General features: G+C 57.5%; 22 protein-coding genes, 1 tRNA gene and 1 pseudogene. 13 read left to right on the plus strand and 11 right to left on the minus strand.

Features of this window, described 5'->3' with window-relative positions; translation table 11 throughout:
* The 8 genes and pseudogenes from INQ47_RS25190 to INQ47_RS25225 all read left to right on the plus strand — a co-directional run.
* On the plus strand, positions 1-1077 hold a 1077-nt coding region (locus tag INQ47_RS25190), incomplete at its 5' end, for an RHS repeat-associated core domain-containing protein (RefSeq protein WP_404702864.1).
* Between the two features lie 23 nt (positions 1078-1100).
* On the plus strand, positions 1101-1586 hold the full coding sequence (locus INQ47_RS25195; protein ID WP_061405684.1) for an SMI1/KNR4 family protein: 486 nt from the start codon (positions 1101-1103) through the stop codon (positions 1584-1586).
* Positions 1587-2496: 910 nt separating this feature from the next.
* Positions 2497-2783: pseudogene (locus tag INQ47_RS25200) on the plus strand (transposase); the annotation flags it as partial.
* A gap of 295 nt (positions 2784-3078) precedes the next feature.
* Positions 3079-3609 (plus strand): hypothetical protein, encoded by a 531-nt coding sequence (locus INQ47_RS25205; protein ID WP_404702865.1) that lies wholly within the window; start codon positions 3079-3081, stop codon positions 3607-3609.
* Between the two features lie 453 nt (positions 3610-4062).
* The gene (locus tag INQ47_RS25210) at positions 4063-4584 is read left to right on the plus strand and encodes an Imm26 family immunity protein (protein WP_404702866.1); all 522 of its coding nucleotides are present in this window, start codon (positions 4063-4065) and stop codon (positions 4582-4584) included.
* Positions 4585-4917: 333 nt separating this feature from the next.
* The gene (locus INQ47_RS25215) at positions 4918-5361 is read left to right on the plus strand and encodes a hypothetical protein (RefSeq protein WP_404702867.1); all 444 of its coding nucleotides are present in this window, start codon (positions 4918-4920) and stop codon (positions 5359-5361) included.
* A gap of 103 nt (positions 5362-5464) precedes the next feature.
* Positions 5465-5836, plus strand: coding sequence for a hypothetical protein (locus INQ47_RS25220; protein ID WP_404702876.1), 372 nt, complete (start codon positions 5465-5467; stop codon positions 5834-5836).
* A gap of 251 nt (positions 5837-6087) precedes the next feature.
* Positions 6088-6753, plus strand: a complete 666-nt coding sequence (locus INQ47_RS25225; RefSeq protein WP_404702868.1) for a DsbA family protein — start codon at positions 6088-6090, stop codon at positions 6751-6753.
* A gap of 156 nt (positions 6754-6909) precedes the next feature.
* On the opposite strand, the gene INQ47_RS25230 is transcribed toward INQ47_RS25225, so the two are convergent.
* The 7 genes from INQ47_RS25230 to INQ47_RS25260 form a co-directional block, all read right to left on the minus strand.
* Positions 6910-6985 (minus strand) — tRNA-Gly (locus INQ47_RS25230).
* A 63-nt stretch (positions 6986-7048) separates the two neighbouring features.
* The gene (gene pgsA / locus INQ47_RS25235) at positions 7049-7609 is read right to left on the minus strand and encodes a CDP-diacylglycerol--glycerol-3-phosphate 3-phosphatidyltransferase (RefSeq protein WP_404702869.1); all 561 of its coding nucleotides are present in this window, start codon (positions 7607-7609) and stop codon (positions 7049-7051) included.
* A gap of 33 nt (positions 7610-7642) precedes the next feature.
* Positions 7643-9466 carry an excinuclease ABC subunit UvrC gene (gene uvrC, locus INQ47_RS25240; protein WP_404702870.1) on the minus strand — a complete coding sequence of 608 codons (1824 nt, stop codon included), beginning with the start codon at positions 9464-9466 and terminating at the stop codon, positions 7643-7645.
* A 6-nt stretch (positions 9467-9472) separates the two neighbouring features.
* Positions 9473-10111 carry a UvrY/SirA/GacA family response regulator transcription factor gene (gene uvrY, locus INQ47_RS25245; protein WP_003251380.1) on the minus strand — a complete coding sequence of 213 codons (639 nt, stop codon included), beginning with the start codon at positions 10109-10111 and terminating at the stop codon, positions 9473-9475.
* 63 nt (positions 10112-10174) lie between these two features.
* A complete protein-coding gene (locus INQ47_RS25250; protein WP_252458349.1) occupies positions 10175-10564 on the minus strand; it encodes a helix-turn-helix domain-containing protein in 390 nt (129 codons plus the stop codon).
* Positions 10565-10671: 107 nt separating this feature from the next.
* Complete coding sequence (locus INQ47_RS25255; protein ID WP_404702871.1) at positions 10672-11115, minus strand: GNAT family N-acetyltransferase; 444 nt, start codon at positions 11113-11115, stop codon at positions 10672-10674.
* A 10-nt stretch (positions 11116-11125) separates the two neighbouring features.
* Positions 11126-11512, minus strand: coding sequence for a DUF488 domain-containing protein (locus INQ47_RS25260; RefSeq protein ID WP_252458351.1), 387 nt, complete (start codon positions 11510-11512; stop codon positions 11126-11128).
* Positions 11513-11640: 128 nt separating this feature from the next.
* On the opposite strand from INQ47_RS25260, the gene INQ47_RS25265 reads away from it, so the two are divergent.
* Complete coding sequence (locus tag INQ47_RS25265; RefSeq protein ID WP_252458352.1) at positions 11641-13257, plus strand: inorganic phosphate transporter; 1617 nt, start codon at positions 11641-11643, stop codon at positions 13255-13257.
* Between the two features lie 779 nt (positions 13258-14036).
* Here INQ47_RS25265 and INQ47_RS25270 read toward each other — a convergent pair.
* The 3 genes from INQ47_RS25270 to INQ47_RS25280 form a co-directional block, all read right to left on the minus strand.
* Complete coding sequence (locus INQ47_RS25270) at positions 14037-14732, minus strand: glutathione S-transferase N-terminal domain-containing protein (RefSeq protein WP_404702872.1); 696 nt, start codon at positions 14730-14732, stop codon at positions 14037-14039.
* Between the two features lie 87 nt (positions 14733-14819).
* On the minus strand, positions 14820-15317 hold the full coding sequence (locus tag INQ47_RS25275; RefSeq protein WP_003251394.1) for a PaaI family thioesterase: 498 nt from the start codon (positions 15315-15317) through the stop codon (positions 14820-14822).
* Between the two features lie 57 nt (positions 15318-15374).
* Positions 15375-16757, minus strand: a complete 1383-nt coding sequence (locus tag INQ47_RS25280) for an amino acid permease (RefSeq protein ID WP_252458615.1) — start codon at positions 16755-16757, stop codon at positions 15375-15377.
* A gap of 255 nt (positions 16758-17012) precedes the next feature.
* Here INQ47_RS25280 and gcvA point away from each other — a divergent pair, with 255 nt between their 5' ends.
* Both gcvA and INQ47_RS25290 read left to right on the plus strand, forming a co-directional pair.
* Positions 17013-17909 (plus strand): transcriptional regulator GcvA, encoded by an 897-nt coding sequence (gcvA, locus tag INQ47_RS25285; RefSeq protein ID WP_003251398.1) that lies wholly within the window; start codon positions 17013-17015, stop codon positions 17907-17909.
* A 179-nt stretch (positions 17910-18088) separates the two neighbouring features.
* Positions 18089-19339 carry an aspartate aminotransferase family protein gene (locus INQ47_RS25290; protein WP_404702873.1) on the plus strand — a complete coding sequence of 417 codons (1251 nt, stop codon included), beginning with the start codon at positions 18089-18091 and terminating at the stop codon, positions 19337-19339.
* Between the two features lie 3 nt (positions 19340-19342).
* On the opposite strand, the gene INQ47_RS25295 is transcribed toward INQ47_RS25290, so the two are convergent.
* A complete protein-coding gene (locus INQ47_RS25295) occupies positions 19343-19645 on the minus strand; it encodes a hypothetical protein (RefSeq protein ID WP_021783213.1) in 303 nt (100 codons plus the stop codon).
* Positions 19646-19854: 209 nt separating this feature from the next.
* Between INQ47_RS25295 and INQ47_RS25300 the strand changes: the two genes are divergently transcribed.
* Positions 19855-20280: a hypothetical protein gene (locus INQ47_RS25300; protein WP_404702874.1), complete on the plus strand. Its 426-nt coding sequence runs from the start codon at positions 19855-19857 to the stop codon at positions 20278-20280.
* 73 nt (positions 20281-20353) lie between these two features.
* Positions 20354-22465, plus strand: a complete 2112-nt coding sequence (gene fusA / locus INQ47_RS25305) for an elongation factor G (RefSeq protein WP_404702875.1) — start codon at positions 20354-20356, stop codon at positions 22463-22465.
* Positions 22466-22612 lie beyond the last annotated feature (147 nt).

Below are 22612 nucleotides of genomic sequence, written 5' to 3' on the forward strand. Positions count from 1 at the left end.
GTAGAGGTACACTTTTTCGACTTTGGCGTCGGGTCGCATCATGGTCGGCGAGCTCCAGAAAGAAATCGGGAGCACAGCATCGGGGATCAGGTAAGCGCTTTGAATGTGGGGTTCATGGAGCGCTTACGGCTGATTTGCGTGGAGCAGTACCGCAGTGGCGAGCGTGAGCGGGTGGTGTTTGCCTATGACCCGTTGGGGAGGCGGATCAGCAAGGAGGTTTATCAGAGGGACTATCCAGAGCCGCGTCGGCGGGTGCTGTTTCACTGGCAAGGACTGCGCTTGTTGCAAGAGGTACAGAGCGGATACTCCAGCTTGTATGTGTATGCAAGCATGGATAGCTACGATCCTCTAGCACGCATCGACGGAAAGTCAGAGAGTGATGAAATTCACTATTTTCATACCACCTTGGTTGGGCAACCGGAGCAGCTGACTGATTCTGATGGCAACACGATCTGGCGTAGTGACCATCACGGTTGGGGAAAGATAATTAATGAGTGGCACAGCCAACAAAATGGACGTGAACAAAACCTGCGAAATCAAGGCCAATACATTGATCGCGAGACTGGGCTACACTTCAATATATTCAGATTTTACGACCCCGATATAGGCCGCTTCACAACAACAGACCCTCTCGGGATCGAAGGAGGAGTCAATCTCTACAGCTACGCCCCAAATATAGTAAACTACTCAGATCCGCTTGGGCTCTGCCCCGAAAATGTCAAAGAATATGATATCACCCCATACAGGCCTAGCAATAGCCCCCTCGAAAACCATCATGGCATCCTAGATATCTGGGCGGCACAAAACGTGCCCTCATATGGAGGAAAATATCCCAAAGGGTCTCCTACGATCGTATTGTCTAGTAAAAATCATGCAGCCACCAAGGCGGTGTATCGTGAGTGGCTAAGAGAAAAAACTGGAAAACCTGTGGGAGGCAAAGTAGATTGGTCGCAAATCAGCAATCGAGAGGTCATGCAACTTTCGGAGCGAATGTTTGACGTCGCAGGAGTTCCAGCCACCAGCCGAACCTCCTACTACAGGGCATTGAATAGATATTTACACACAGGCACTTTCTGATCCTAATTTGAGGCAAGCTAAACATGCACACCATAAAACACATACTTGAGAAATTCAGCAATGATCCGAGAATTGACGTTTTCCCTCCAGACTCACCACTACCCACACTACCCAACTTCCTTAGCTATCCTCCAGACCTCGCTGAATTCTATAAACTTTGCGGCGGCGCCCAGTTGTTTTCCCCAAAAAACGATAGCATCTCTTTCACCATACTACCGCCGCAACAGATCAAGCAATCCAACACAGAAATAGTTGGCACCCCATGCGATGATGATATCTCCTCATCATGGTACCTAATTTGCAAAACCGACAACAACGACTACATCTCCATTGACCTATCAATAGAGCGCTCTGGCCGCTGCTATGACAGCAATTTTGAAATTCATGGCGTCGCTGGAAGTTGTCCTATTATCGCACTGAGCTTCAAAGAGCTATTAGTGAGCATTTACACGTCTGATGGCGATGATATTTTTTGGAGAAACAGAAATTATGGAGATGCTTACGACTAAGAGCAAACATTACAAAGCAAACCAACCACCACTACATCATGAGCAAAATAAACATTTAAGCCTCGAAGACAGGTCAAAAAATGGCCAGACATATATGTCATCTGTAGCTTTTCGTGAGTTCACCACAACCAGAAAAACTCGCGAACAAGCCTTTTTAATGAAACAGCAATCAAAGCTTTGAGGGCATTAAAACACCCTACCATTTTCCACCCACAATCTTTTTAGTGCTTGTCAAATTTTACATACTTCGAGAGTGACGACGATATCAACCACTGACGCGCTATCAAAAGCCAGCTCCGATTTGCCTGAAATTCTCTACTGCCTAGGACAAGGATTTTCGGATTGCCAGGAGCTTATAGCCAATGGTACAGACCTTTCACGCCGCCCGAATGGGCAACCCAATATAGCAATCTGGCCGGGCTACAGGAATAGCCAAGGATTTTAAATGACACTTTCCGAACTCATACAATCAGATACCTACATAAACCTCCTTGACAACCTAGACAAATACACTCCCGAAAAAGTAGATAGACAATCAAAAATTCACGAAACCGTCACCACCCTTATGGAGAAATGGATTCAACATTCCTCGTTCTCTTGCGACGACTTGCATCACACCATATTAAATCACCAACAACATTTACTTTTTTATATCATAAAAAAACAAGCAGCCTATACAGAGCAAAACGGCGGCAGGGACAACATAATAAATCTAGCGCCAAAGGTGAACTTTCCTATCAGCCACATTATTGAGTACTGCATATTATCAAGTGAAAAAAGTGAATTATTAGAGTATATAAAAAAATTCGAATACCAGCTCCCCAACAATACACGAGAGAAATTGAAAAAATATTCTCTGAAACCAAGCCCTCGTGAGCAAAATGGTCATTCGGCGATGGAGGAAACGCTGTACGAGGCCACGCGGATCCACGCGCCGAGTTCGACCGAGAACCAAGACAGCAAGCGCGCCACATAAATGCACCAAGCTAAGAAAGGCAATCGGTGGTACTTCGGTATGAAGGCTCACATTGGTGTGGATGCGGAGTCGGTCTTGGTGCACTGCGTGGTAGGCACGGCGGCCAACGTGGCGGATTTCACGCAGGTCGATAATTTGCTCCACGACGACGATGACGTCGCCGCACCGATGCGGATTATAGCGGTGTCGAAAAACGTCCCGAGCAGCTTCCTGAGGAATTGACTTCCGTTTTCCCGGCTTGGTGTACCGGAAACAATCAAGGACAATGGTTAAACAATAAACAGACGGCCCAACAAAAATCAAAATCCCTGAAGGACTTGGGCAAATAATCACGCCCCATAGATATACAACTCCAACAAGAGCGGCGATTGTAGTACTAAAGATGGCGGAATTAGACCCGCCTACCCCAAGATGCATCTCCAAAAAACACATTTACCTTCCAATACAGCGCCTCAGGTCGTAGCGCTCTACAATCCGTACTGTTTAATGTCAAAAAACCATTTACTGAGAAAAACAATGACTCCAACATCACTTGCACTCACACAAACGCAAACACCACTGAGCAGCAAACAAGTGAAATCACCCGACATCTTATCCATCGCAAAACATACACTTCCCCTGCTAAAAGAATATCAAAACAACGGACTTCAATTCTACAAAGATCTCTACGCCAACAATCCCCTAGGAGTTTCGTTCGCTTTCTTTGGTCATGACTTCTCTGGCTGCTACGGCATTGACACCACAGACAACCACATTAAATACGCAACCAAAGAAGACGACACGATTAGAATTATACTCTGCAACTCAACAGTAGAAAATTTTCATTACTTCAACAACCTGTTCATCGACTTGATCCATGAAAAAATCACCTCAAACCCAAATGATTTCGAATCAAAGATCACAGAACTAAGAAATTTTTATTCTGAAAAAGATCCTTTAGCAATGGAGTGCGATGAAAATTTTTGGTCAATACGCCTTTACGAACTGGAGGAAGATTTTTTTCCTCTGGATGACTCGAAAATTAATCTCTACTCCAAGCATCGATAAAAAATAGATACTTCTAATTCCGTTTCAAAGCGGATCCCGAAGTGTCCGACGGCTAGCGTAAAACGACAGCCTGGTCTAAATAAAACATCCCAGGCAGCCTCGCTCTGCCTGGGGCTTACGAGGAAAAGAGCGCATCTACTCTACACCTAGAACCCAAACCCCATCACTTTTCGGTTTCAGGGGCAGGCCGGTTCACCCAGCACGATCCAATTGGCATTGCTGGAGGAATCAATCTCTATCGCTACGCTCCAAAACAAAAGCGATATCACTTACGGACAAGCAAGAGGACAGGAATAATTGGGCAACCCACATCGAGCGCGAACAGAGGAAACAAATATAACTCTCTCGACCTTCCAAGAAGCGACGTTAGAGCGAATATTTCAAACAAACATACAATTAAGTCCAAGCAAAACTCACACGAACTCCCGCAAAACTCGAAAGCGGAGCATGCAAATGAACAAAGCTAACATCTGGGGCTGGCCAAAAAACACAAGGACCACATTAGAGAACATCAAAGCAGGAGATATTTTCTGCTTCACCCAAGAAGACGGGGGATATTATTTCGGACATATAATATCAAAAATAATCACTGGCCATGTAGCTGAAATATTCAGAATAGTAAAGAAAGACCCATTAATAACACCAGCAGAACTTGAGCACATACAACCCCTCACCGACCCGGTCGTGCTAGACAGCTACTCTCTCTTCGATAAAAAAACGGACCCAACAGGAGAATGGAGGATAATAGGCCACCAAGAAATGACACAGACAAATCGATTTAAGAATTATTATTTCGCATATGGAACCCCAGAAAGCTGGACAAAAATCAGCGCATTGAACGTAAAAGAAGAAGCCTCGGAACATGAGATAGCCAATCTTCCACCCCTCACCCCTCTGAACAACTACAAAATCTCGATTTTATTAAGGAAAATTCAAAACCAGAGCAAACACCTACACATCAAGAACAACCTATAAATATGGCTTCTCAATCTGGATCTAGTGCTTCGAGGTTTACTCCATCAGCCCCTTTCCAGAAATCCACTGGATACCTCCAGTCTGACTTTGAAGATTTTGCGGGATGTGTAAATGGAGGGGTGAATTTGTATAATTATCCTTTATTCATTGGTGGCTGCAAAATCCCTAGGCATCCGAAGGTCTCCTGGCACTTTATTATTTACCGCAACCAGTCAGACAGGGAAAGCACCTGTTATTCTAACTCATTCCTCTAACTCATGATCAAACTTAAGGTGCCTACCCGGATCCAGCACTCCAAATTAGAGGCTTTAAATTATGTCCCCTGAGCAAAAAATGATGGCCATCATTACAAAAGGATACCGAAGACCTCATGACATTGAAATGCTGGCCAGCGAAATTTACAGATGGCTTTGCAACGACAAACTAACTGGCAGGAAAATTTTAATGGAATTTGTTTTAAGCGTTAATGACTCAAAATTCCCTGACATCATTAAGCTAACCTTTGAATACCTGAAACGCCTATCCACTCATGAAAGCGAGTTACTATACGAGGAAAGCGAAAAAATAGGGCATTTATTTGAATCTATAAACATCATGATAACACTCGGCCTCCATCATGATGTCAACATAATCAAGGAATCTGACGAGCTAATAATTAACGCACTGAAAAGCAAGCGATTCACCAGCCTACCCAAACAAATCAACACTGAGAAACCGTGGTGGAATAGAATATCAGACAAGCTTCTCAAAGAACATATTCCCAATAAAAATCCCTGACCAGCATTCTTGTATATCGGCGCTCACACTGGCGCATTTAATCAATCAGGAACTACTGAGATCTGCGATCTTTAGTTTGTTCAGGCGATGAAGCGCTCGAGACCTGCAATTTCGCTACGACCCCAGCGGCCGGTTGGTCGAACGCACGGACGCCAGGGGCTACAGCGTGAAGTTCCGCTACGACGCCTATGGTCGGCTACTGCAACTCACCAACGAGAATGACGAGCCATACCGCTTCGGCTGGGACGGACTGGACCGGCTGGTGGCACAAAAAGACCTGGATGGCAGTGGCCGTCTCTATGCCTACAACGTGCTGGATGAGGTCATTCGTCTTACCCATGTGCCCTCGCCAGACGAGCGGCCGCCACTGTCCGACAACGCCCCACCAACACGGACGGCTGCCATCCGCCATGACTTCGAGCGGGACGCCATCGGCCGGCTTGTCTGTAAGCGCACTGAAGATGGCACCCTCTGAATACGACTACGACGCCAACGGGCAACTGCTCAGCGAAACATCGTTGAAACAAAGAAGGAGCCGTTGTTCCGCACCGTGCCACCCGTTCATATCTGGCACTGGCAAGGACGGAACCTGAAGAGGAAGCCAGCGTCATAGCCTCATGCAGCAACTCGGCATCAGTGGACTCGATGCCGCCATCCGCATGACTCAGGATGGAGACGGCGCACCGGTTTCGAGCCGTTCGATCTGGAATTGCTAGGAGCAACAACATGCGCAAACGGATGAGTGCAACCAACCTAAAGTGGGCCTGCGGCTGGCTCGCAGCCGCGGTTTTGGCACTGTGCTGGTGGCTGCCGCTACCTTTTCGTTCTACCGCCGATGATGGCCCGCAGCGGATCTACGGCAACCCCGAAGCGCGCTTCACCATCACCCTCTACGCCGACCTCGAATGCCCGCGCTGCCAGGCCTACCTACCGCAACTGCAACGCTGGATCGTCACCAACGATCACGTCAACCTGGTCTGGCGTCACGTGCCCCTCCCCCAGCATGAACCGGCCGCCAGGCGGGTCGAATGCCTGGGCCAGGGTGAGAGTCGCGAAGGCGTTTGGGGGGCCGTGCTCCGGGTCTACTTGCATAGCCAAGGCAACGGCCGTGGGTTGGCTGCTGGACACGACTATCCGGACATCGGCCCGTCCCTGCAACGCTGCCTGGCCGGCGAACGGGCTGCCCAAATCGTGGACACGCAAAAAGCGCAAGCCTTGGAGAATGGATTTAACGCTACACCCACGCTGCGCCTGACCGACAATCACACCCAGCACACGCTGATCCTGGAAGACCCAATCGATCCCGATGCCTTGCTGTCCGCAGTGGACCTGTTGAGCGCACCCGAGATTTTTGAAATGCCCGCTGACGTGATCAGCGATATGTCCAGGTAGCCCACGGCGTCACGGCCAGGGCGCCGCGTTGTGGTGTTTGTACTTGGGTTTCGTGGAGGGGGGGATTGAGGCAGAATACATTCGAACGAAAAAAGGCCCCGAAGGGCCTTTTTTCAACGATTTACAGACTTCGACTGAAACCTGTAGATCTTTATTTGGAGCGGGAAACGAGACTCGAACTCGCGACCCCGACCTTGGCAAGGTCGTGCTCTACCAACTGAGCTATTCCCGCGTCGTGATGGGTGCCATTCTAGCGATTTCTAAAACAGCGTCAACCCCTTGATTCAAAAAACTTTTATTTTTTTTCCGAGCCTTCGCGCAGGTGCGGCCAGGCGGCCAGCAGGTAGTGCACCATCGACCACAGCGTCAGCCCCGCTGCCACCAGCAGCAGCCCGTAGCCCAGGATCACCCAGAAGGTCACCACCGGAGGGTTGCCCAGCAGGATCACCAGCGCCAGCATCTGCGCCGCAGTCTTCCACTTACCGAGGTTGGACACCGCCACATGCGCCCGCGCCCCTAGCTCGGCCATCCACTCGCGCAGCGCAGACACCACGATCTCGCGGCCGATGATGACCGCGGCTGGCAGGGTCAGCCAGAAGTTGGCGTGGGTCTGCACCAGCAGCACCAAGGCCACTGCCACCATCAGCTTGTCGGCCACCGGGTCGAGGAAGGCGCCGAACGGCGTGCTCTGCTGCAGTCGACGCGCCAGGTAGCCGTCCAGCCAATCGGTGGCGGCGGCAACCGCGAATACGCTGCTGGCGGCCATGTAGCTCCACTCATAGGGCATATAGAAGAGCAGAATGAAGCACGGAATGAGCAGGACGCGTAGAACGGTGAGCAGGTTTGGAATATTCATCGGTACGACTGGCCGCAAGTTGAGCCCGGCATTCTACTCGCTATGCAGGCTGGCATAAATTGATTCGGCAAGCTTTTTACTGATGCCGGGGGCTTTGGCGATTTCATCGATACTGGCGCGGTTGAGCTCCTGCAGGCCGCCGAAATGTTTCAGCAGATCGCGGCGGCGCTTGGGCCCTACCCCAGCCACATCTTCAAGGCTGGAGACTCGACGGGCCTTGCCACGGCGGGCACGGTGGCCGGTGATAGCGAAGCGGTGGGCTTCGTCGCGGATCTGCTGGATCAGGTGCAAGGCCGATGAATCGCCCTTGAGGGTGAATTCGTGATGCACATCGTTCAGGTACAGGGTTTCGAAACCCGCCTTGCGTGTGACGCCCTTGGCCACACCGAGCAGGGTCAGGTCGGTGAAGCCCAGCTCCTGCATCACATCGCGGGCCATGTTCAGCTGACCTTTGCCACCGTCCACCAGCAGCACGTCGGGCAACTTGCCCTCACCGTCCTTGATGCGCCCATAGCGGCGGGTCAGGGCCTGATGCATGGCCGCGTAATCGTCACCTGCGGTGACGCCTTCGATGTTGAAGCGGCGGTAGTCGGACTTGATCGGCCCTTCGGGGCCGAACACCACGCAACTGGCCACGGTAGCTTCACCACTGGAGTGGCTGATGTCGTAGCATTCCAGGCGTTGCGGCACTTCATCCAGGCCCAGCACTTCGGCCAGGGCCTCGAAGCGCGCAGCCATGTGCTGGCGGTTGGCCAGGCGGGCATGCAGCGCCTGCTCGGCATTGGTCACTGCCAGTTGTTGCCAGCGGGCGCGGGTACCACGCACCCGGTGGCTGATGGTCAGTTCGCGGCCACGCAGCGTGTGCAGAGCTTCGGTAATGGCATTGAAGTCTTCGTGCACAACATTGACGATCAACTCGCCGGGCAACTCGCGCTCTGCGTTGCCCAAGTAGTACTGGGAAAGGAATGCGGCCATGACCTCGGCCACCTCCTCCTCGATGCCTACCTGCGGGAAGAAGTTCTTGCTGCCCAGTACTCGCCCGCCGCGCACGCTGATCAAGTGCACACAGGCGCCACCCGGGTTGACGAAGGCGGCGATGACGTCGACATCACCGCTGCCGCCCTCGATGTACTGCTGGTCCTGCACGCGGCGCAACAGGGCGATCTGGTCGCGCAGCTCGGCGGCTTTTTCGAAATCGAGGGCCATGGCGGCCTTCTCCATCTCGGCGTTCAACTCATTGCCCAGTTGCTGGCTACGCCCTTCCAGAAACATCACCGAATGGCGCACGTCCTCTGCGTATTCCTCGGCAGTCACCAGGTCGGTGCAGGGCCCTTTGCAACGTTTTATCTGGTATTGCAGGCAGGGTCGGGTGCGGTTGGCGTAGTAGCTATCTTCGCACTGACGCACTGAAAAAGCCTTTTGCAGCAGGCTGAGGCTTTCGCGAATGGCCCCGGCGCTGGGGTACGGGCCAAAATAACGGCCCTTTGCCTTTTTTGCCCCCCGGTGAATGCCCAGGCGCGGAAACTCGCCATCGGACAGAAACACGTAGGGGTAGGACTTATCGTCGCGCAGCAGGATGTTGTACGGCGGCCGCCATTCCTTGATCAGGTTCTGCTCCAGCAGCAACGCCTCGGTTTCGTTGGCGGTGATGGTGGTTTCAACCTGGGCGATGCGCGCAACCAGCGCGGCGGTCTTGGGCGCAAGGCCAGTCTTGCGGAAATAGCTGGCCAGGCGCTTCTTCAGGTTCTTGGCCTTGCCCACGTAAAGCAGCCGGGCTTCGCCGTCGAACATCCGGTAAACGCCCGGGCGACCGCTGCAGGTCGCCAGGAATGCGCTGGCATCAAAGACTTGGGACATGAGGTTTTACAGGCTTGCGTCAACCATACCGTGGCGAACGGCCAGCAAGGTCAATTCGACGTCGCTGGTGACCGAGAGTTTTTCAAAGATCCGATAACGGTAAGTATTGACGGTCTTGGGCGAGAGGCACAACTTGTCGGAGATGATCTGCACTTTCTGGCAGCCGACGATCATCAGGGCAATCTGGATTTCCCGTTCGGACAACGCGTCGAACGGAGAGCCCTGCGGCTGGAACGGTTTCAGCGCCAACTGCTGGGCGATCTGCGGGCTGATATAGCGCTGGCCGGCAAAGGCCAGACGAATGGCCTGGACCATTTCGTCAAGGCCTGCACCCTTGGTCAGGTAGCCGGCAGCGCCGGCCTGCAACAAGCGTGTGGGGAACGGGTCTTCCTCGCACACCGTCACCGCCACTACCTTGATGTCAGGGTGGCTGCGCAGCAGTTTGCGGGTGGCCTCCAGGCCGCCGATGCCGGGCATTTTCACATCCATCAGCACAACGTCCGGTTTCAGCTCCCGGGCCAGCTTCAGTGCCGACTCGCCCGAGTCTCCCTCACCCACCACCTGCAGGCCGTCGATGTCGGCCAACATCCGTGTAATACCGGTTCGTACCAGATCGTGATCATCGACCACTAAGACCCTAATCAAGCACACACCTCGTCAGCAGGGCGATTGGATCCCGCCACCTTAACAAAATTTTTCACGGTGGGCCTAACGCATTGCTTCCTTCAGAAACGACTGACGTTCGACGGTAAGCGGCCGCACTATTTGCCGGGGCTTGGCGTCGTTGGCCAACCGCCTCAAAAGGTGCAAGAGCGCCGCCTGATCGTCCAACGGTAATTCCCGAAAAGCCCCCAGCAAACCGGACTCATCCGCGCTCAAACCTTCGAGCGCTGTCGGGGTGCGCAGGCCGCTGAGTACGTACTGCGCATCCACCCCCTTGGCCGCCAATGCCGCCAGGTAATCGACCCGCGGCGTGCGTTCACCGCTTTCGTACTTGCCCTGAGCGTTGGGCTCGACCCCACCGATATCGCCAAATACACGCTGGGTCATACCCAGCCGCTCACGCTCTTCCCGCAGCCGCGGACCGATTCCGTTCATAGGGGCTTCTCCTTTTCCCTTATATCCTCAAACACGGTCTACCCGCCTGCAGGCAGCCGTAAACGTTTGGATCCACTATGCCCATGCGCTGCGGTCGCGACAAGCTATCATTTAGCTACTACGCTGATATCCCGCTGCATCCGCACAAAGCAATCGTCTTCACCCATCTCGACGAAGCCGTGACGCTGGTACAGCAGGCGGGCCGGGTTGCTGCGGAACACCATCAGCCGCAACAGTGGAAGACGCCGCTGACTGGCCCACAGCGCCAGTTCTTCCAGCACCCAGCTACCGACGCCCCGCCCACGGTGTTCAGGCAACAGGTGCAACTCGCGGATGAACAGTGCCTGGCGGTCCTGGCTGAGGCTGCAAAAACCCAACAGGGCGTCGCCTTCGATCACCAGCCACTGCTCGCGCCAGCCCCAGGCCGCGTCGAAGGCGTCCTCGATCCACAGCAGGTCGTATTCACGGTAGTAGGGCAACATGGCGCGGCGCGTAAGGTCGCGGGCGAAGGTGCAGTGGATGTCTTGGGCGGGAATCAACTGTAAGGGCATCGCATCGCGCTCATTGGGCATAACAAACTGGCGAACTGCCAGGGCCACACCGGTCCAGTTCGTTTTCCAACCAGTCGGCCAGCACCCGGGCATTGTTGTGCTCGCTGTCCTTGCCGGCATACAGCAATGTCAGCGTCCCCTTCCTGGCCATGTCCAGCAGCGGATACCAGTGCTCGGGGTGGGCCGCCAACTCTTGCTGATAAAGCTGGGTAAAACCGGCAAAATCCACGTCCCTCTGGTGAAACGCCTTACGCAATTCATTCGAAGGTGCCACTTCGCGCAACCACTGCCCATGGAGGTCTTCCTTGCGTTTGTTGCGCGGCCACAGGCGGTCGACCAGTACACGCTGGCCATCTTCATCTCCAACCGCATCATAGACACGCTTGCAGCGAATCATGGGCGTCTCCTGCCATTACCGTCTGTCTTGAGCCTAGATAATTCATTGACCGAGGTCACGGCCGGGTTACGAATTGTTTCTATGCTCAAGGCCTTCGGCATCATCGCCCAACGCCAACCGGAGCCCCCATGGCAACCCCGTCAGTGGCCAGCAGCCCACTACTGGCCCAACACGACGCCCGCCCGCAGCTCTCCCACAAGCCTGGGCGTGCCACCTTAACGTTGTTCTTCAGCCTGTTGCTGGCTGGTATCGCCTACACCGCCTGGAGCCTCAAGCAGGATGTGACCGCAAGCGGTACGGTCATCACCACGGCCACACCGTTCCTTCTGCTGGGCCTGGCGCTGCTGATTGCCCTGGGCTTCGAGTTCGTCAACGGCTTCCACGACACCGCCAACGCGGTAGCCACAGTGATATACACCCATTCGTTGCCGGCCCCGGTCGCGGTGGTGTGGTCTGGGCTGTGCAACTTCCTGGGCGTGCTTTTCTCCAGTGGCGCGGTGGCGTTCGGCATCATCGCCCTGCTACCAGTAGAGCTGATTCTGCAGGTCGGCTCTTCGGCCGGCTTTGCCATGGTTTTCGCCTTGCTGCTGGCGGCGATCATCTGGAACCTTGGCACCTGGTGGCTGGGCCTGCCGGCATCGTCCTCGCACACCCTGATTGGCTCGATCATCGGCGTGGGCGTGGCCAATGCGCTGATGCATGGGCGTGACGGCACCAGCGGCGTGGATTGGGCCCAAGCCAGCAAGGTGGGTTATGCCCTGCTGTTCTCACCGCTGATCGGTTTTGCTTGCGCAGCCCTGTTGCTGCTGGCCCTGCGTGCGCTGGTCAAACGCAAGGCCCTGTACCAGGCACCGGAAGGCCAGACACCGCCACCGTGGTGGATCCGCAGTCTACTGATTCTGACCTGCACCGGGGTATCGTTTGCCCACGGCTCCAACGACGGCCAGAAAGGCATGGGGCTGATCATGCTGATTCTGGTCGGCACCCTGCCGATGGCTTACGCGCTGAACAAGACCATGCCCAACGAGCAGGCCCTGCAGTTTTCCGCTGTCGCCGAGGTAACGCGCCAGGCACTGGTACGCAGCGACCCGAAAGCGGCCCCGGCTGACCCGCGCCAGGTACTGACCCTATTCATTGCCGAGCCCAAGGCCAGCCCGCACCTGGTACCGGCATTGGCGGCGCTGACCGGGATGATCGGCGAAGAGGTCAAAGGCTATGGCTCGCTCAAGCGCATACCGGCTGAGGCCATGGCCAACGTGCGTAACGACATGTACCTGACCAGTGAAGCCATCCGCCTCATGGAGAAAAACAACCTGGTGACATTCGATGCCGACACCCGCAGCCAAGTGCAGTTGTTCAAGGCCCAGCTGGACGACGCCACCCGGTATATTCCGCTGTGGGTGAAGGTGGCTGTAGCCATCGCGCTAGGGCTGGGGACCATGGTTGGCTGGCGACGTATTGTGGTCACGGTTGGCGAGAAGATCGGCAAGACCCACCTCAGCTATGCCCAAGGCGCATCGGCCGAAGTGGTGGCGATGTGCACCATTGGCGCGGCGGATATGTTCGGGCTGCCGGTGTCGACCACGCATGTGCTGAGTTCGGGGGTGGCCGGGGCCATGGTGGCCAATGGGTCGGGGATTCAGAGGCGCACTTTGTTCAATCTGCTGATGGCCTGGGTGCTGACCTTGCCAGCGGCAATGCTGTTGGCTGGCAGCCTGTACTGGCTGCTGAACCACATCTTCTGAACCCGTACGCCGCCTTCTGTAGGCGCGGGTTTACCCGCGAATACGGTAGCGGTGACAACCGTGAACGGCGGGTGGAGATTGGCCAACAGGCCCGGCCCTTTCGCGGGTAAACCCGCTCCTACGAGGGCCTGCGCCCAATCACCGACCTGTGTCCACCACCGATCCGGCGTAGGAGCGGGTTTACCCGCGAATACGGTAGCGGCGGCAACGGTGAACGGCGGGTGGAAATTGGCTAGCAGGGCCGGCCTCTTCGCGGGTAAACCCGCTCCTACGAGGGCCTGCGCCCAATCACCGACCTGTGTCCACCACCGATCCGGCGTAGGAGCGGGTTTACCCGCGAATACGGTAGCGGCGGCAACCGTGAACAGCGGGTGGAGATTGGCCAGCAGGGCCGGCCCTTTCGCGGGTAAACCCGCTCCTACGAGGGCCTGCGCCCAACCACCGACCTGTGTCCACCACCAATCCGGCGTAGGAGCGGGTTTACCCGCGAATACGGTAGCGGCGGCAACCGTGAACAGCGGGTGGAGATTGGCCAACAGGGCCGGCCCTTTCGCGGGTAAACCCGCGCCTACGAGGGCCTGCGCCCAACCACCGACCTGTGTCCACCACCAATCCGGCGTAGGAGCGGGTTTACCCGCGAATACGGGAGCGGCGACAACCGTGAACGGCGGGTGGAGATTGGCCAGCAGGCCCGGCCCTTTCGCGGGTAAACCCGCTCCTACGGGCGACCGGCAGGCGTTTCGAAGTTTGCGCAAGGCTGTTGTCCCTGCACGGGTTGATCAACCCGGGGTTTTCAGGCCACGCTGCACGGCTGGCCGTTCGAGGAAATTCGCCAGCACGCGCTGCACTTCCTTGAACTGGTCGAAGCCCACCAGGTCACGGGCGTTGTAGCGCTCCACCAGGTTACGCACCCAAGGGAAGATGGCGATGTCGGCGATGCTGTATTCCTCAGTCATCCACTGCCGACCTTTCAAATGCCGATCCAGCACGCCCAGCAGCCGCCTGGACTCGTTGACATAGCGGTCACGTGGCCGCTTGTCTTCATATTCCTTGCCTGCAAAGAAATGGAAGAACCCAACCTGGCCGAACATCGGCCCGATGCCACCCATCTGGAACATCAGCCACTGCAGGGTCTGATAGCGCTGGGCGGGGTCCTGGCTGAGCAGCTGGCCGCTCTTCTCCGCCAGGTACTGCAAGATCGCCCCCGATTCGAACAGCGGCAGCGGCTGACCACCCGGCCCGTTAGGGTCGAGGATGGCGGGGATCTTGTTGTTCGCGCTGAGCGAGATGAATTCGGGGCTCAATTGGTCATCATTGTCGAAGCTGACCCTGTGCGCCTCGTAAGCCAAGCCAATCTCTTCGAGCATGATCGACACCTTCACCCCATTGGGCGTCGGCAGCGAGTACAACTGCAGGCGTTCGGGGTGTTTGGCGGGCCATTTGCGGGTAATGGGGAAAGCACTGAGATCGGTCATGATCAACCTTGCCAAGGGAGTGGGCCTGTCACTCTAGAGACATCCCCAGCCGCTGACCATCACCGACCACTCATCAGCGTTAACAGCTCAGGCCTGGCCGTGGGCCTTGAGCTTGAGCTTTTCGGTATCGACGCGGACAAACACGGAGTCGGCGGTCACAGTCAGTACATCCTCTGCCCAGACTTCGCAGATGACCCGGCTCTTGCGCCCCACTTCACCTTCGACACGCGCCTTGAGCAACAGCTCGACGCCCATCGGCGTAGGTTTCAGGTAGGTCAGGTTGAGCGTGCCGGTAACGCAGTCGATACGCGGCAGGCTGCCCGGCTCGCGGCCTTCGTTACGGTAGTGGTAGGCCATCGCCGTCCAGTTGGAGTGGCAGTCGACCAGCATCGCCAGCAGGCCACCGTAAACCAGGCCAGGCCAGCCGATGAAGGTGCTGTCGGGCGAGTGTCGGCACACCAGATGAACACCGTCGGCGTCCCAGTGGCTTTGCAGGTGCAGGCCGCTGGGGTGGGAACAGCCGCAGCCGTAGCAGGTACCCTCAGGCGCCGCGAGGGCTTGAAGGGAAAGTGTGTGATCAGTCATACGCTTCCTGTGCTTGTTGGAATGGGGGCGCGCAACGCCCCCATTAAAGCAGAAACATCAGGCCGTTTGGGCAACCATCCTGGCACGCCGCTGGGTCAGCGAAACCAGCAGGATGAACGCGGTCACCCCGGCAGTCATCAGCGTCTCATAGCGGTAGGCATCGCTGAACAGCATGTAGCCCAGCACCATGACGATGGTGCCGATCACCAGCCAGGTCAGCCATGGGAACAGCCACATCTTCAGTTCCAGCGGGCGCCCTTCACGCTCGGCACGGGCACGCATGCGCAACTGCGAAACGGCAATGACCAGGTACACCAGCAACGCGATGGCGCCGGTGGTCGACAGCAGGAAGCCAAACACCTTGCCCGGGAACACGTAGTTGACGAAGCAGCCAGCAAAGCCTGCCAGGGTGGAGAAGATCACCGCCACGGTCGGCACGCCGGAACCGGAGATGCGCTTGGTCACGCTCAGCGCCTGACCACGAGCGCCAAGCGAATAGAGCATGCGCGACGCGGTGTAGAGCCCCGAGTTCATGCAACTTGTCACCGCCACCAGCACCACCAGGTCAACCAGCAGCTTGGCGCCCGGCACGTTCAGCACTTCCAGTACACGCTGGAACGACCCTACCGCTTTCAGCTCGGGGTCGTTCCAGGCCACCAGCGACACCACCAGGAAGATCGACGCCAGGTAGAAGATGGCGATGCGGTACACCACCAGGTTGGTGGCGCGGCGAATCTTGTCCTTCGGGTTGGCGGTTTCGTCAGCCGCGATGGTGACGATTTCGGCACCGAAGAACGAGAAGATAGTGATCAGCACGCCCCCAAGCACCGTCCCGAAGCCATTGGGCATGAAACCACCGCTGTCCCACAGCCGGCTGACCCCGGACACCTCCGCCAGCGGCCAGAAGCCGAACACCGCCAACGTGCAGACCCCGATGAAGCCAATGATCGCGACCACTTTGACCAGCGCGAACCAGTACTCGAAGGCACCGAAGTTCTTCACGCTGACCAGGTTGGTGCAGGACAGCACCAGCATGATCAGGAAGGCGAACAGCCAGGAGGGCACGCCAGGGAAGTAGGCATGCAGGATGTCAGCACCGGCAATGGCCTCCACCGGAATGATCAACACCCAGAACCACCAGTACAACCAGCCGATGGTAAAGCCTGCCCAAGGGCCAATGGCTTCCGAGGCGTAGGTGGAAAATGAGCCGCTGTTGGGGTTTGCGATGGCCATTTCACCCAGCATGCGCATCACTAGCAAGACCAGCAGGCCAGTCATGGCGTAGGAGATGAGGATGGCCGGGCCGGCGGTGGCAATGGCGTTGGAGGACCCGATGAACAACCCGGCGCCGATGATGCCGGCAATGGAGATCATGGAAACCTGACGGGAAGTCAGGCCGTGCTGCAGTGAGCGCTGTTTCTTGTTGTCTTGCGAAGCCATGAAGAACCCTCGAATGGGTCGGCCGCAGCAAAGCGGCTGAAGGTCTGAGCAGAATTCTTATAAATTTCTGATGTGTGTTGTTGTTGTTTTGCAGATGACGGAAGCGGGTATTGACCTCCTCTTCGCATGACCGGTTGTAATCGTTGATCCAGGTCAGTATTAATCTATAGGCCGGGGTCAACAAACGACCTTTTCGAACCACATAATTCCTTTATGGAATCAACTCCTTCCTTTTTTGCTCGGTATTCGCCCGTCATGTCCAAACGCCTGATGCCTTCGACCACCGCCCTTCAGTGCTTCGAAGCGGCCGCCCGCCACCTCAGCTTCACCCGCGCGGCCCAGGAACTGCACCTGACCCAGAGCGCCGTCAGCAAGCAGGTCGCGCAGCTTGAGGACATGCTCTCGCACTCGCTGTTCCAGCGCATTCGCCGGCGCCTGCACCTGACCCCGGCCGGCGCGCTGTACCTCACCGAAGTGAACAAGATCCTCACCCAGATCGACATATCCAGCCGCTACATCCTCAGCTACGGCGACGAAACCGAAGTGCTGCGCATCGCCACCCAACCGACCTTCGGCGCCCGCTGGCTGGTGCCCAGGCTCAAGGGTTTTGGTGACCGCTACCCACGGATTCACCTGGATGTGCGCAACGAGCTGGAGCCATTCGACCTGGTTCAGGCCAAGGCTGACGTCGCCTTTTTCTTCGGCCAGGGCACCTGGCCCGGGGCAACCTGCATCGAGTTGTTCAGCGAAGAAGTGGTGCCCGTGTGCAGCCCGCAGCTGCTGGCCAGCCACCGTTTCGACAGCGCCCAGGCGCTGACTGAGCACCGCCTGTTGCAATGCGTTTCGCGGCCAGAGGCCTGGCATGAGTGGTTCCTGGGGCTTGGGCTGCATAGCCAGAACAGCTACCACGGGCCGCGCTTCGACACGTTCTACCTGTGCATCCGCGCCGCCATTTCCGGCTGCGGCATAGCCCTGATTCCCCGCTATCTGGTGGCCGAAGAGCTGAGTGAGGGCAAGCTGGTGGTGGCCTGGGACCACCCTGTGGCAAGCAACGGGAGGCACTTCATTGCGCATGCCGAGCATGCGGCCGAAGTGCCCAAGATCAGGGCCTTTGTGCAGTGGATACGGGAGCGAGTGGCAGAGGGGGATTGATTTGACCTGCCCCGGCCTCTGGCAGGAGCGGACTTGCCCGCGAAGAGGCCGGTACAGCCAACCCAAAAATCCGCCCAGATCAAGAATTCATGGAATGACCGCAATCGAATAATTCGTTTGCGGAATAACCTGCCGACACGCTTGGATAATAAGAAACTCGAACAAGGTCCGCGTGCCCCATGAACCAGGAAAGTATCAGCCAATCCATTGCCATCGTTCACCCGATCACACTTTCCCATGGCCGTAATGCCGAAGTCTGGGACACTGACGGCAAACGTTACATCGACTTCGTCGGCGGTATCGGCGTGCTCAACCTGGGCCACTGCAACCCCGCTGTAGTCGAGGCCATCCAGACTCAGGCCACCCGCCTGACCCACTATGCCTTCAACGCGGCCCCTCACGGCCCGTATCTGGCACTGATGGAGCAACTGAGCCAGTTCGTCCCGGTCAACTACCCACTGGCTGGCATGCTCACCAACAGCGGCGCGGAAGCGGCGGAGAACGCCCTGAAAGTGGCCCGTGGCGCTACCGGCAAACGTGCCATCATCGCTTTCGACGGCGGCTTCCACGGCCGCACCCTGGCCACCCTGAACCTCAATGGCAAGGTCGCCCCCTACAAGCAGCGGGTCGGTGAACTGCCCGGGCCGGTGTACCACCTGCCCTACCCCAGCGCGGATACCGGGGTTACCTGCGAGCAGGCGCTCAAAGCCATGGACCGCCTGTTCAGCGTCGAGCTGGCGGTGGAGGACGTCGCGGCGTTCATCTTCGAACCGGTACAGGGCGAAGGCGGCTTCCTTGCCCTGGACCCGGCCTTCGCCCAGGCCCTGCGCCGCTTCTGCGACGAGCGCGGCATCCTGATCATCATCGACGAGATCCAGTCGGGCTTCGGCCGTACCGGCCAGCGCTTCGCGTTTCCGCGTCTGGGCATCGAACCCGACCTGCTGTTGCTGGCCAAGAGCATTGCTGGCGGTATGCCGCTGGGTGCAGTGGTCGGGCGCAAGGAATTGATGGCGGCGCTGCCCAAGGGCGGCCTGGGTGGCACCTATTCAGGCAACCCGATTGCCTGCGCGGCGGCCTTGGCCAGCCTGGCGCAGATGACCGACGAAAACGTTGCAACCTGGGGTGAACGGCAGGAACAGGCCATCGTCAGCCGCCATGAGCGCTGGAAGGAGTCGGGCCTGAGCCCATACATCGGCCGCCTGACCGGCGTGGGCGCCATGCGAGGGATCGAGTTCGTCAATGCCGATGGCAGCCCGGCACCGGCACAACTGGCCCAAGTGATGGAAGCGGCCCGAGCCAAGGGCCTGCTGCTGATGCCCAGCGGCAAGGCGCGGCACATCATTCGCCTGCTGGCTCCGTTGACCATCGAGGCCGAGGTGCTCGAGGAAGGGCTGGATATCCTCGAGCAGTGCCTGGCAGAACTGAGCTGAGGCTTACAGGCCCAGCTCTTGCGGGGTGAGCATGTCGGACTCGAAGGCGATCCAGCCGCCTTCCAGTTCGGCATGGCCGTTGACGATCGGACCGTAATAGGTCAGGCCATTCTCCAGGGTCACGCAAATGTGCGTGGCCGGTTTCTCAGGGGCCGCGAGCGTACCGACGAAATGCACCTTCTTCAGGGTTTCGGTCACCGCTTCCAGACCCACGCGCATGCTGGGGTTTTCCGAAGCCTCGGTATCTCCGCCACGGTCTTCAGCGCTGATGGTCACGGTGGCGATGTACGGGTACTTGGTGCTCAAACGGGGTTACCTCGGTGGGTGTATAGGCGTAGGGGCGCGTAGAGTACGGCAGGCAGTCTCTGTTGTCTCTACTGGCCTCTTCGCGGGCACGCCCGCCCACAGGGATCGCATATTGCTCAGGGTATGCAGGGCACCTGCAACAGGTGATCTGAATGTTCCGATCTGTTAGGGTGCCCGCCGATGCACGCCACACCACACGAGGATCCCGAGTGAGCGCCGAAGAACCCCTGATCGCCGACCTGTTCGAAGTCGACAAACGCCTGTCCCTCAAGCCCGTCGTGGACTTCAACAGCTACCTGCGCAACGCCTTCGGCGAGGGCCCATGCCACTGCCACCGCTGCGTAGAAGGCGCCGACCAAAGCACCTACAGCCACGCGCACAACTTCACTTTCGAAGGCCGCCAGTGGCACCGCCGGTTCGCCAGCACCGCCGGCAGCGACGTCGCCCAGGTGTTGAAAAAAGCCTGGCTGTCGTACACCAAGGCTGATCTCAACCTGGTCGGCACGCTGGACCTGACCACCCTCAAGACCTTTACCGAGGCCGCCCTGCACGCGCGCCTGCAGGCCTTGCTGCCGGCCAGCGGCCTGGCCCGCGAAGTGGATGGCCAGTGGATGCTGCAAGCCCAAGCCGACTGACGGCCCGGCGGCAGGGCAGGATTCCACCGGTCTGCTAACTTGGTGGAATCCGCCCACCCACAGGTAGTCCGCCATGGCCCGCACAACGCCCATCGAGCTGTACCGCAATATCGGCATCGTCGCCCACGTGGATGCCGGCAAGACCACGACCACCGAGCGAATCCTGTTCTACACCGGGGTCAACCACAAGATGGGCGAAGTGCACGATGGCGCGGCGACCATGGACTGGATGGCCCAGGAGCAGGAACGCGGCATCACCATCACTTCGGCGGCGACCACGGCGTTCTGGCAAGGCTCGACCAAGCAGTTCGCCCACAAGTACCGTTTCAACATCATCGACACCCCAGGCCACGTCGATTTCACCATCGAGGTGGAGCGCTCATTGCGCGTGCTCGATGGCGCGGTCGTGGTATTCAGCGGCGCGGACGGCGTCGAGCCGCAGTCCGAGACCGTCTGGCGCCAGGCCAACAAGTATCACGTGCCGCGCCTGGCCTACATCAACAAGATGGACCGCCAGGGGGCCGACTTCCTGCGCGTGGTCAAGCAGATCGATCAGCGCCTGGGGCACCACCCGGTACCCATCCAGCTGGCCATCGGCAGCGAAGAGAACTTCATTGGCCAGATCGACCTGGTGAAGATGAAGGCCATCTACTGGAACGATGCCGACCAAGGCACCAGCTACCGCGAAGAAGACATCCCCGCCGAACTGCAGGCACAGGCCAACGAATGGCGTGCACACATGATCGAAGCCGCAGCCGAGGCGAATGACGAACTGCTGACCAAGTTTCTCGACGGCGAAGAACTGAGCATCGAAGAGATCAAGGCCGGATTGCGCCAGCGCACCATCGCCAACGAAATCGTACCGACCATCCTCGGCTCATCGTTCAAGAACAAAGGCGTGCCGCTGATGCTCGACGCGGTGATCGACTACCTTCCCGCCCCGTCGGAAATTCCGGCAATCAAGGGCACCGACCCCGACGACGAAGAAAAGCACCTGGAACGCCACGCCGACGACAATGAACCGTTCTCGGCGCTGGCCTTCAAGATCGCCACCGACCCCTTCGTCGGCACCCTCACCTTCGCCCGTGTTTATTCCGGCGTGCTCAGCTCAGGCAACGCGGTGCTCAACTCCGTCAAGGGCAAAAAAGAGCGCATTGGCCGCATGGTGCAAATGCACGCCAACCAACGCGCAGAAATCAAGGACGTGTGCGCCGGCGATATCGCCGCACTGATCGGCATGAAAGACGTGACCACCGGCGATACCCTGTGCGACATGGACAAGCCGATCATTCTCGAACGCATGGACTTCCCCGACCCGGTGATTTCCGTCGCAGTAGAGCCAAAAACCAAGGCCGACCAGGAAAAAATGGGGATCGCGCTGGGCAAGCTGGCCCAGGAAGACCCCTCATTCCGCGTACGTACCGATGAAGAGACCGGCCAGACCATCATCTCGGGCATGGGCGAGCTGCACCTGGACATCATCGTCGACCGCATGCGCCGCGAGTTCAACGTCGAGGCCAACATCGGCAAGCCGCAGGTGGCCTACCGCGAGAAAATCCGCAACACCTGCGAGATCGAGGGCCGCTTCGTTCGCCAATCCGGTGGCCGCGGCCAGTACGGCCATTGCTGGATCCGTTTTGCTCCCGGCGATGAAGGCAAAGAAGGCCTGGAATTCATCAACGAGATTGTCGGCGGCGTGGTACCGCGCGAGTACATCCCGGCTATCCAGAAGGGTATCGAGGAGCAAATGAAGAACGGCGTGCTTGCCGGCTACCCACTGATCAACCTCAAGGCCGCCGTGTTCGACGGTTCGTACCACGATGTCGACTCCAACGAGATGGCCTACAAGATCGCCGCATCAATGGCCACCAAGCAGTTGTCGCAGAAAGGTGGCGCAGTGTTGCTGGAGCCGGTGATGAAGGTTGAGGTGGTGACGCCGGAGGAGTACCAGGGTGACATCCTCGGCGACTTGAGCCGACGTCGCGGCATGATCCAGGACGGTGATGAAACGCCGGCTGGCAAGGTGATCCGTGCCGAAGTTCCGCTGGGCGAAATGTTCGGCTACGCCACCTCGATGCGCTCGATGACCCAGGGCCGGGCAAGCTTCTCGATGGAGTTCACCCGCTATGCCGAGGCGCCGGCGAGCATTGCCGACGGCATCGTCAAGAAGAGCCGCGGGGAGTAAGCGGTTCTCCTGTACCGGCCTCTTCGCGGGTAAACCCGCTCCTATGTATGGACTCGCCCACACTGTCTAGCTGCTTTTTTGAACATAGGAACCCGGTTGCATCTATGTATCAGGCCTGTTCGAGGAAGCTTTTTGCTTCTGGCCAAC

The organism is Pseudomonas sp. 3HC3 (assembly GCF_044904505.1).
Classification (GTDB): domain Bacteria; phylum Pseudomonadota; class Gammaproteobacteria; order Pseudomonadales; family Pseudomonadaceae; genus Aquipseudomonas; species Aquipseudomonas putida_Y.

What these genes read in the sequence shown, in the direction of transcription:
- uvrC (WP_404702870.1), bottom strand. Translation starts at nt 9,466, where the DNA reads ATGTCCCAAGTCTTTGATGCCAGCGCATTCCTGGCGACCTGCAGCGGT.
- INQ47_RS25265 (WP_252458352.1), top strand. Translation starts at nt 11,641, where the DNA reads ATGGCAACCCCGTCAGTGGCCAGCAGCCCACTACTGGCCCAACACGAC.
- INQ47_RS25270 (WP_404702872.1), bottom strand. Translation starts at nt 14,732, where the DNA reads ATGACCGATCTCAGTGCTTTCCCCATTACCCGCAAATGGCCCGCCAAA.
- INQ47_RS25290 (WP_404702873.1), top strand. Translation starts at nt 18,089, where the DNA reads ATGAACCAGGAAAGTATCAGCCAATCCATTGCCATCGTTCACCCGATC.
- INQ47_RS25210 (WP_404702866.1), top strand. Translation starts at nt 4,063, where the DNA reads ATGAACAAAGCTAACATCTGGGGCTGGCCAAAAAACACAAGGACCACA.
- gcvA (WP_003251398.1), top strand. Translation starts at nt 17,013, where the DNA reads ATGTCCAAACGCCTGATGCCTTCGACCACCGCCCTTCAGTGCTTCGAA.
- INQ47_RS25195 (WP_061405684.1), top strand. Translation starts at nt 1,101, where the DNA reads ATGCACACCATAAAACACATACTTGAGAAATTCAGCAATGATCCGAGA.
- INQ47_RS25275 (WP_003251394.1), bottom strand. Translation starts at nt 15,317, where the DNA reads ATGACTGATCACACACTTTCCCTTCAAGCCCTCGCGGCGCCTGAGGGT.
- INQ47_RS25225 (WP_404702868.1), top strand. Translation starts at nt 6,088, where the DNA reads ATGCGCAAACGGATGAGTGCAACCAACCTAAAGTGGGCCTGCGGCTGG.
- INQ47_RS25255 (WP_404702871.1), bottom strand. Translation starts at nt 11,115, where the DNA reads ATGCCCTTACAGTTGATTCCCGCCCAAGACATCCACTGCACCTTCGCC.
- INQ47_RS25280 (WP_252458615.1), bottom strand. Translation starts at nt 16,757, where the DNA reads ATGGCTTCGCAAGACAACAAGAAACAGCGCTCACTGCAGCACGGCCTG.
- INQ47_RS25250 (WP_252458349.1), bottom strand. Translation starts at nt 10,564, where the DNA reads ATGAACGGAATCGGTCCGCGGCTGCGGGAAGAGCGTGAGCGGCTGGGT.
- INQ47_RS25215 (WP_404702867.1), top strand. Translation starts at nt 4,918, where the DNA reads ATGATGGCCATCATTACAAAAGGATACCGAAGACCTCATGACATTGAA.
- INQ47_RS25205 (WP_404702865.1), top strand. Translation starts at nt 3,079, where the DNA reads ATGACTCCAACATCACTTGCACTCACACAAACGCAAACACCACTGAGC.
- pgsA (WP_404702869.1), bottom strand. Translation starts at nt 7,609, where the DNA reads ATGAATATTCCAAACCTGCTCACCGTTCTACGCGTCCTGCTCATTCCG.
- fusA (WP_404702875.1), top strand. Translation starts at nt 20,354, where the DNA reads ATGGCCCGCACAACGCCCATCGAGCTGTACCGCAATATCGGCATCGTC.
- INQ47_RS25260 (WP_252458351.1), bottom strand. Translation starts at nt 11,512, where the DNA reads ATGATTCGCTGCAAGCGTGTCTATGATGCGGTTGGAGATGAAGATGGC.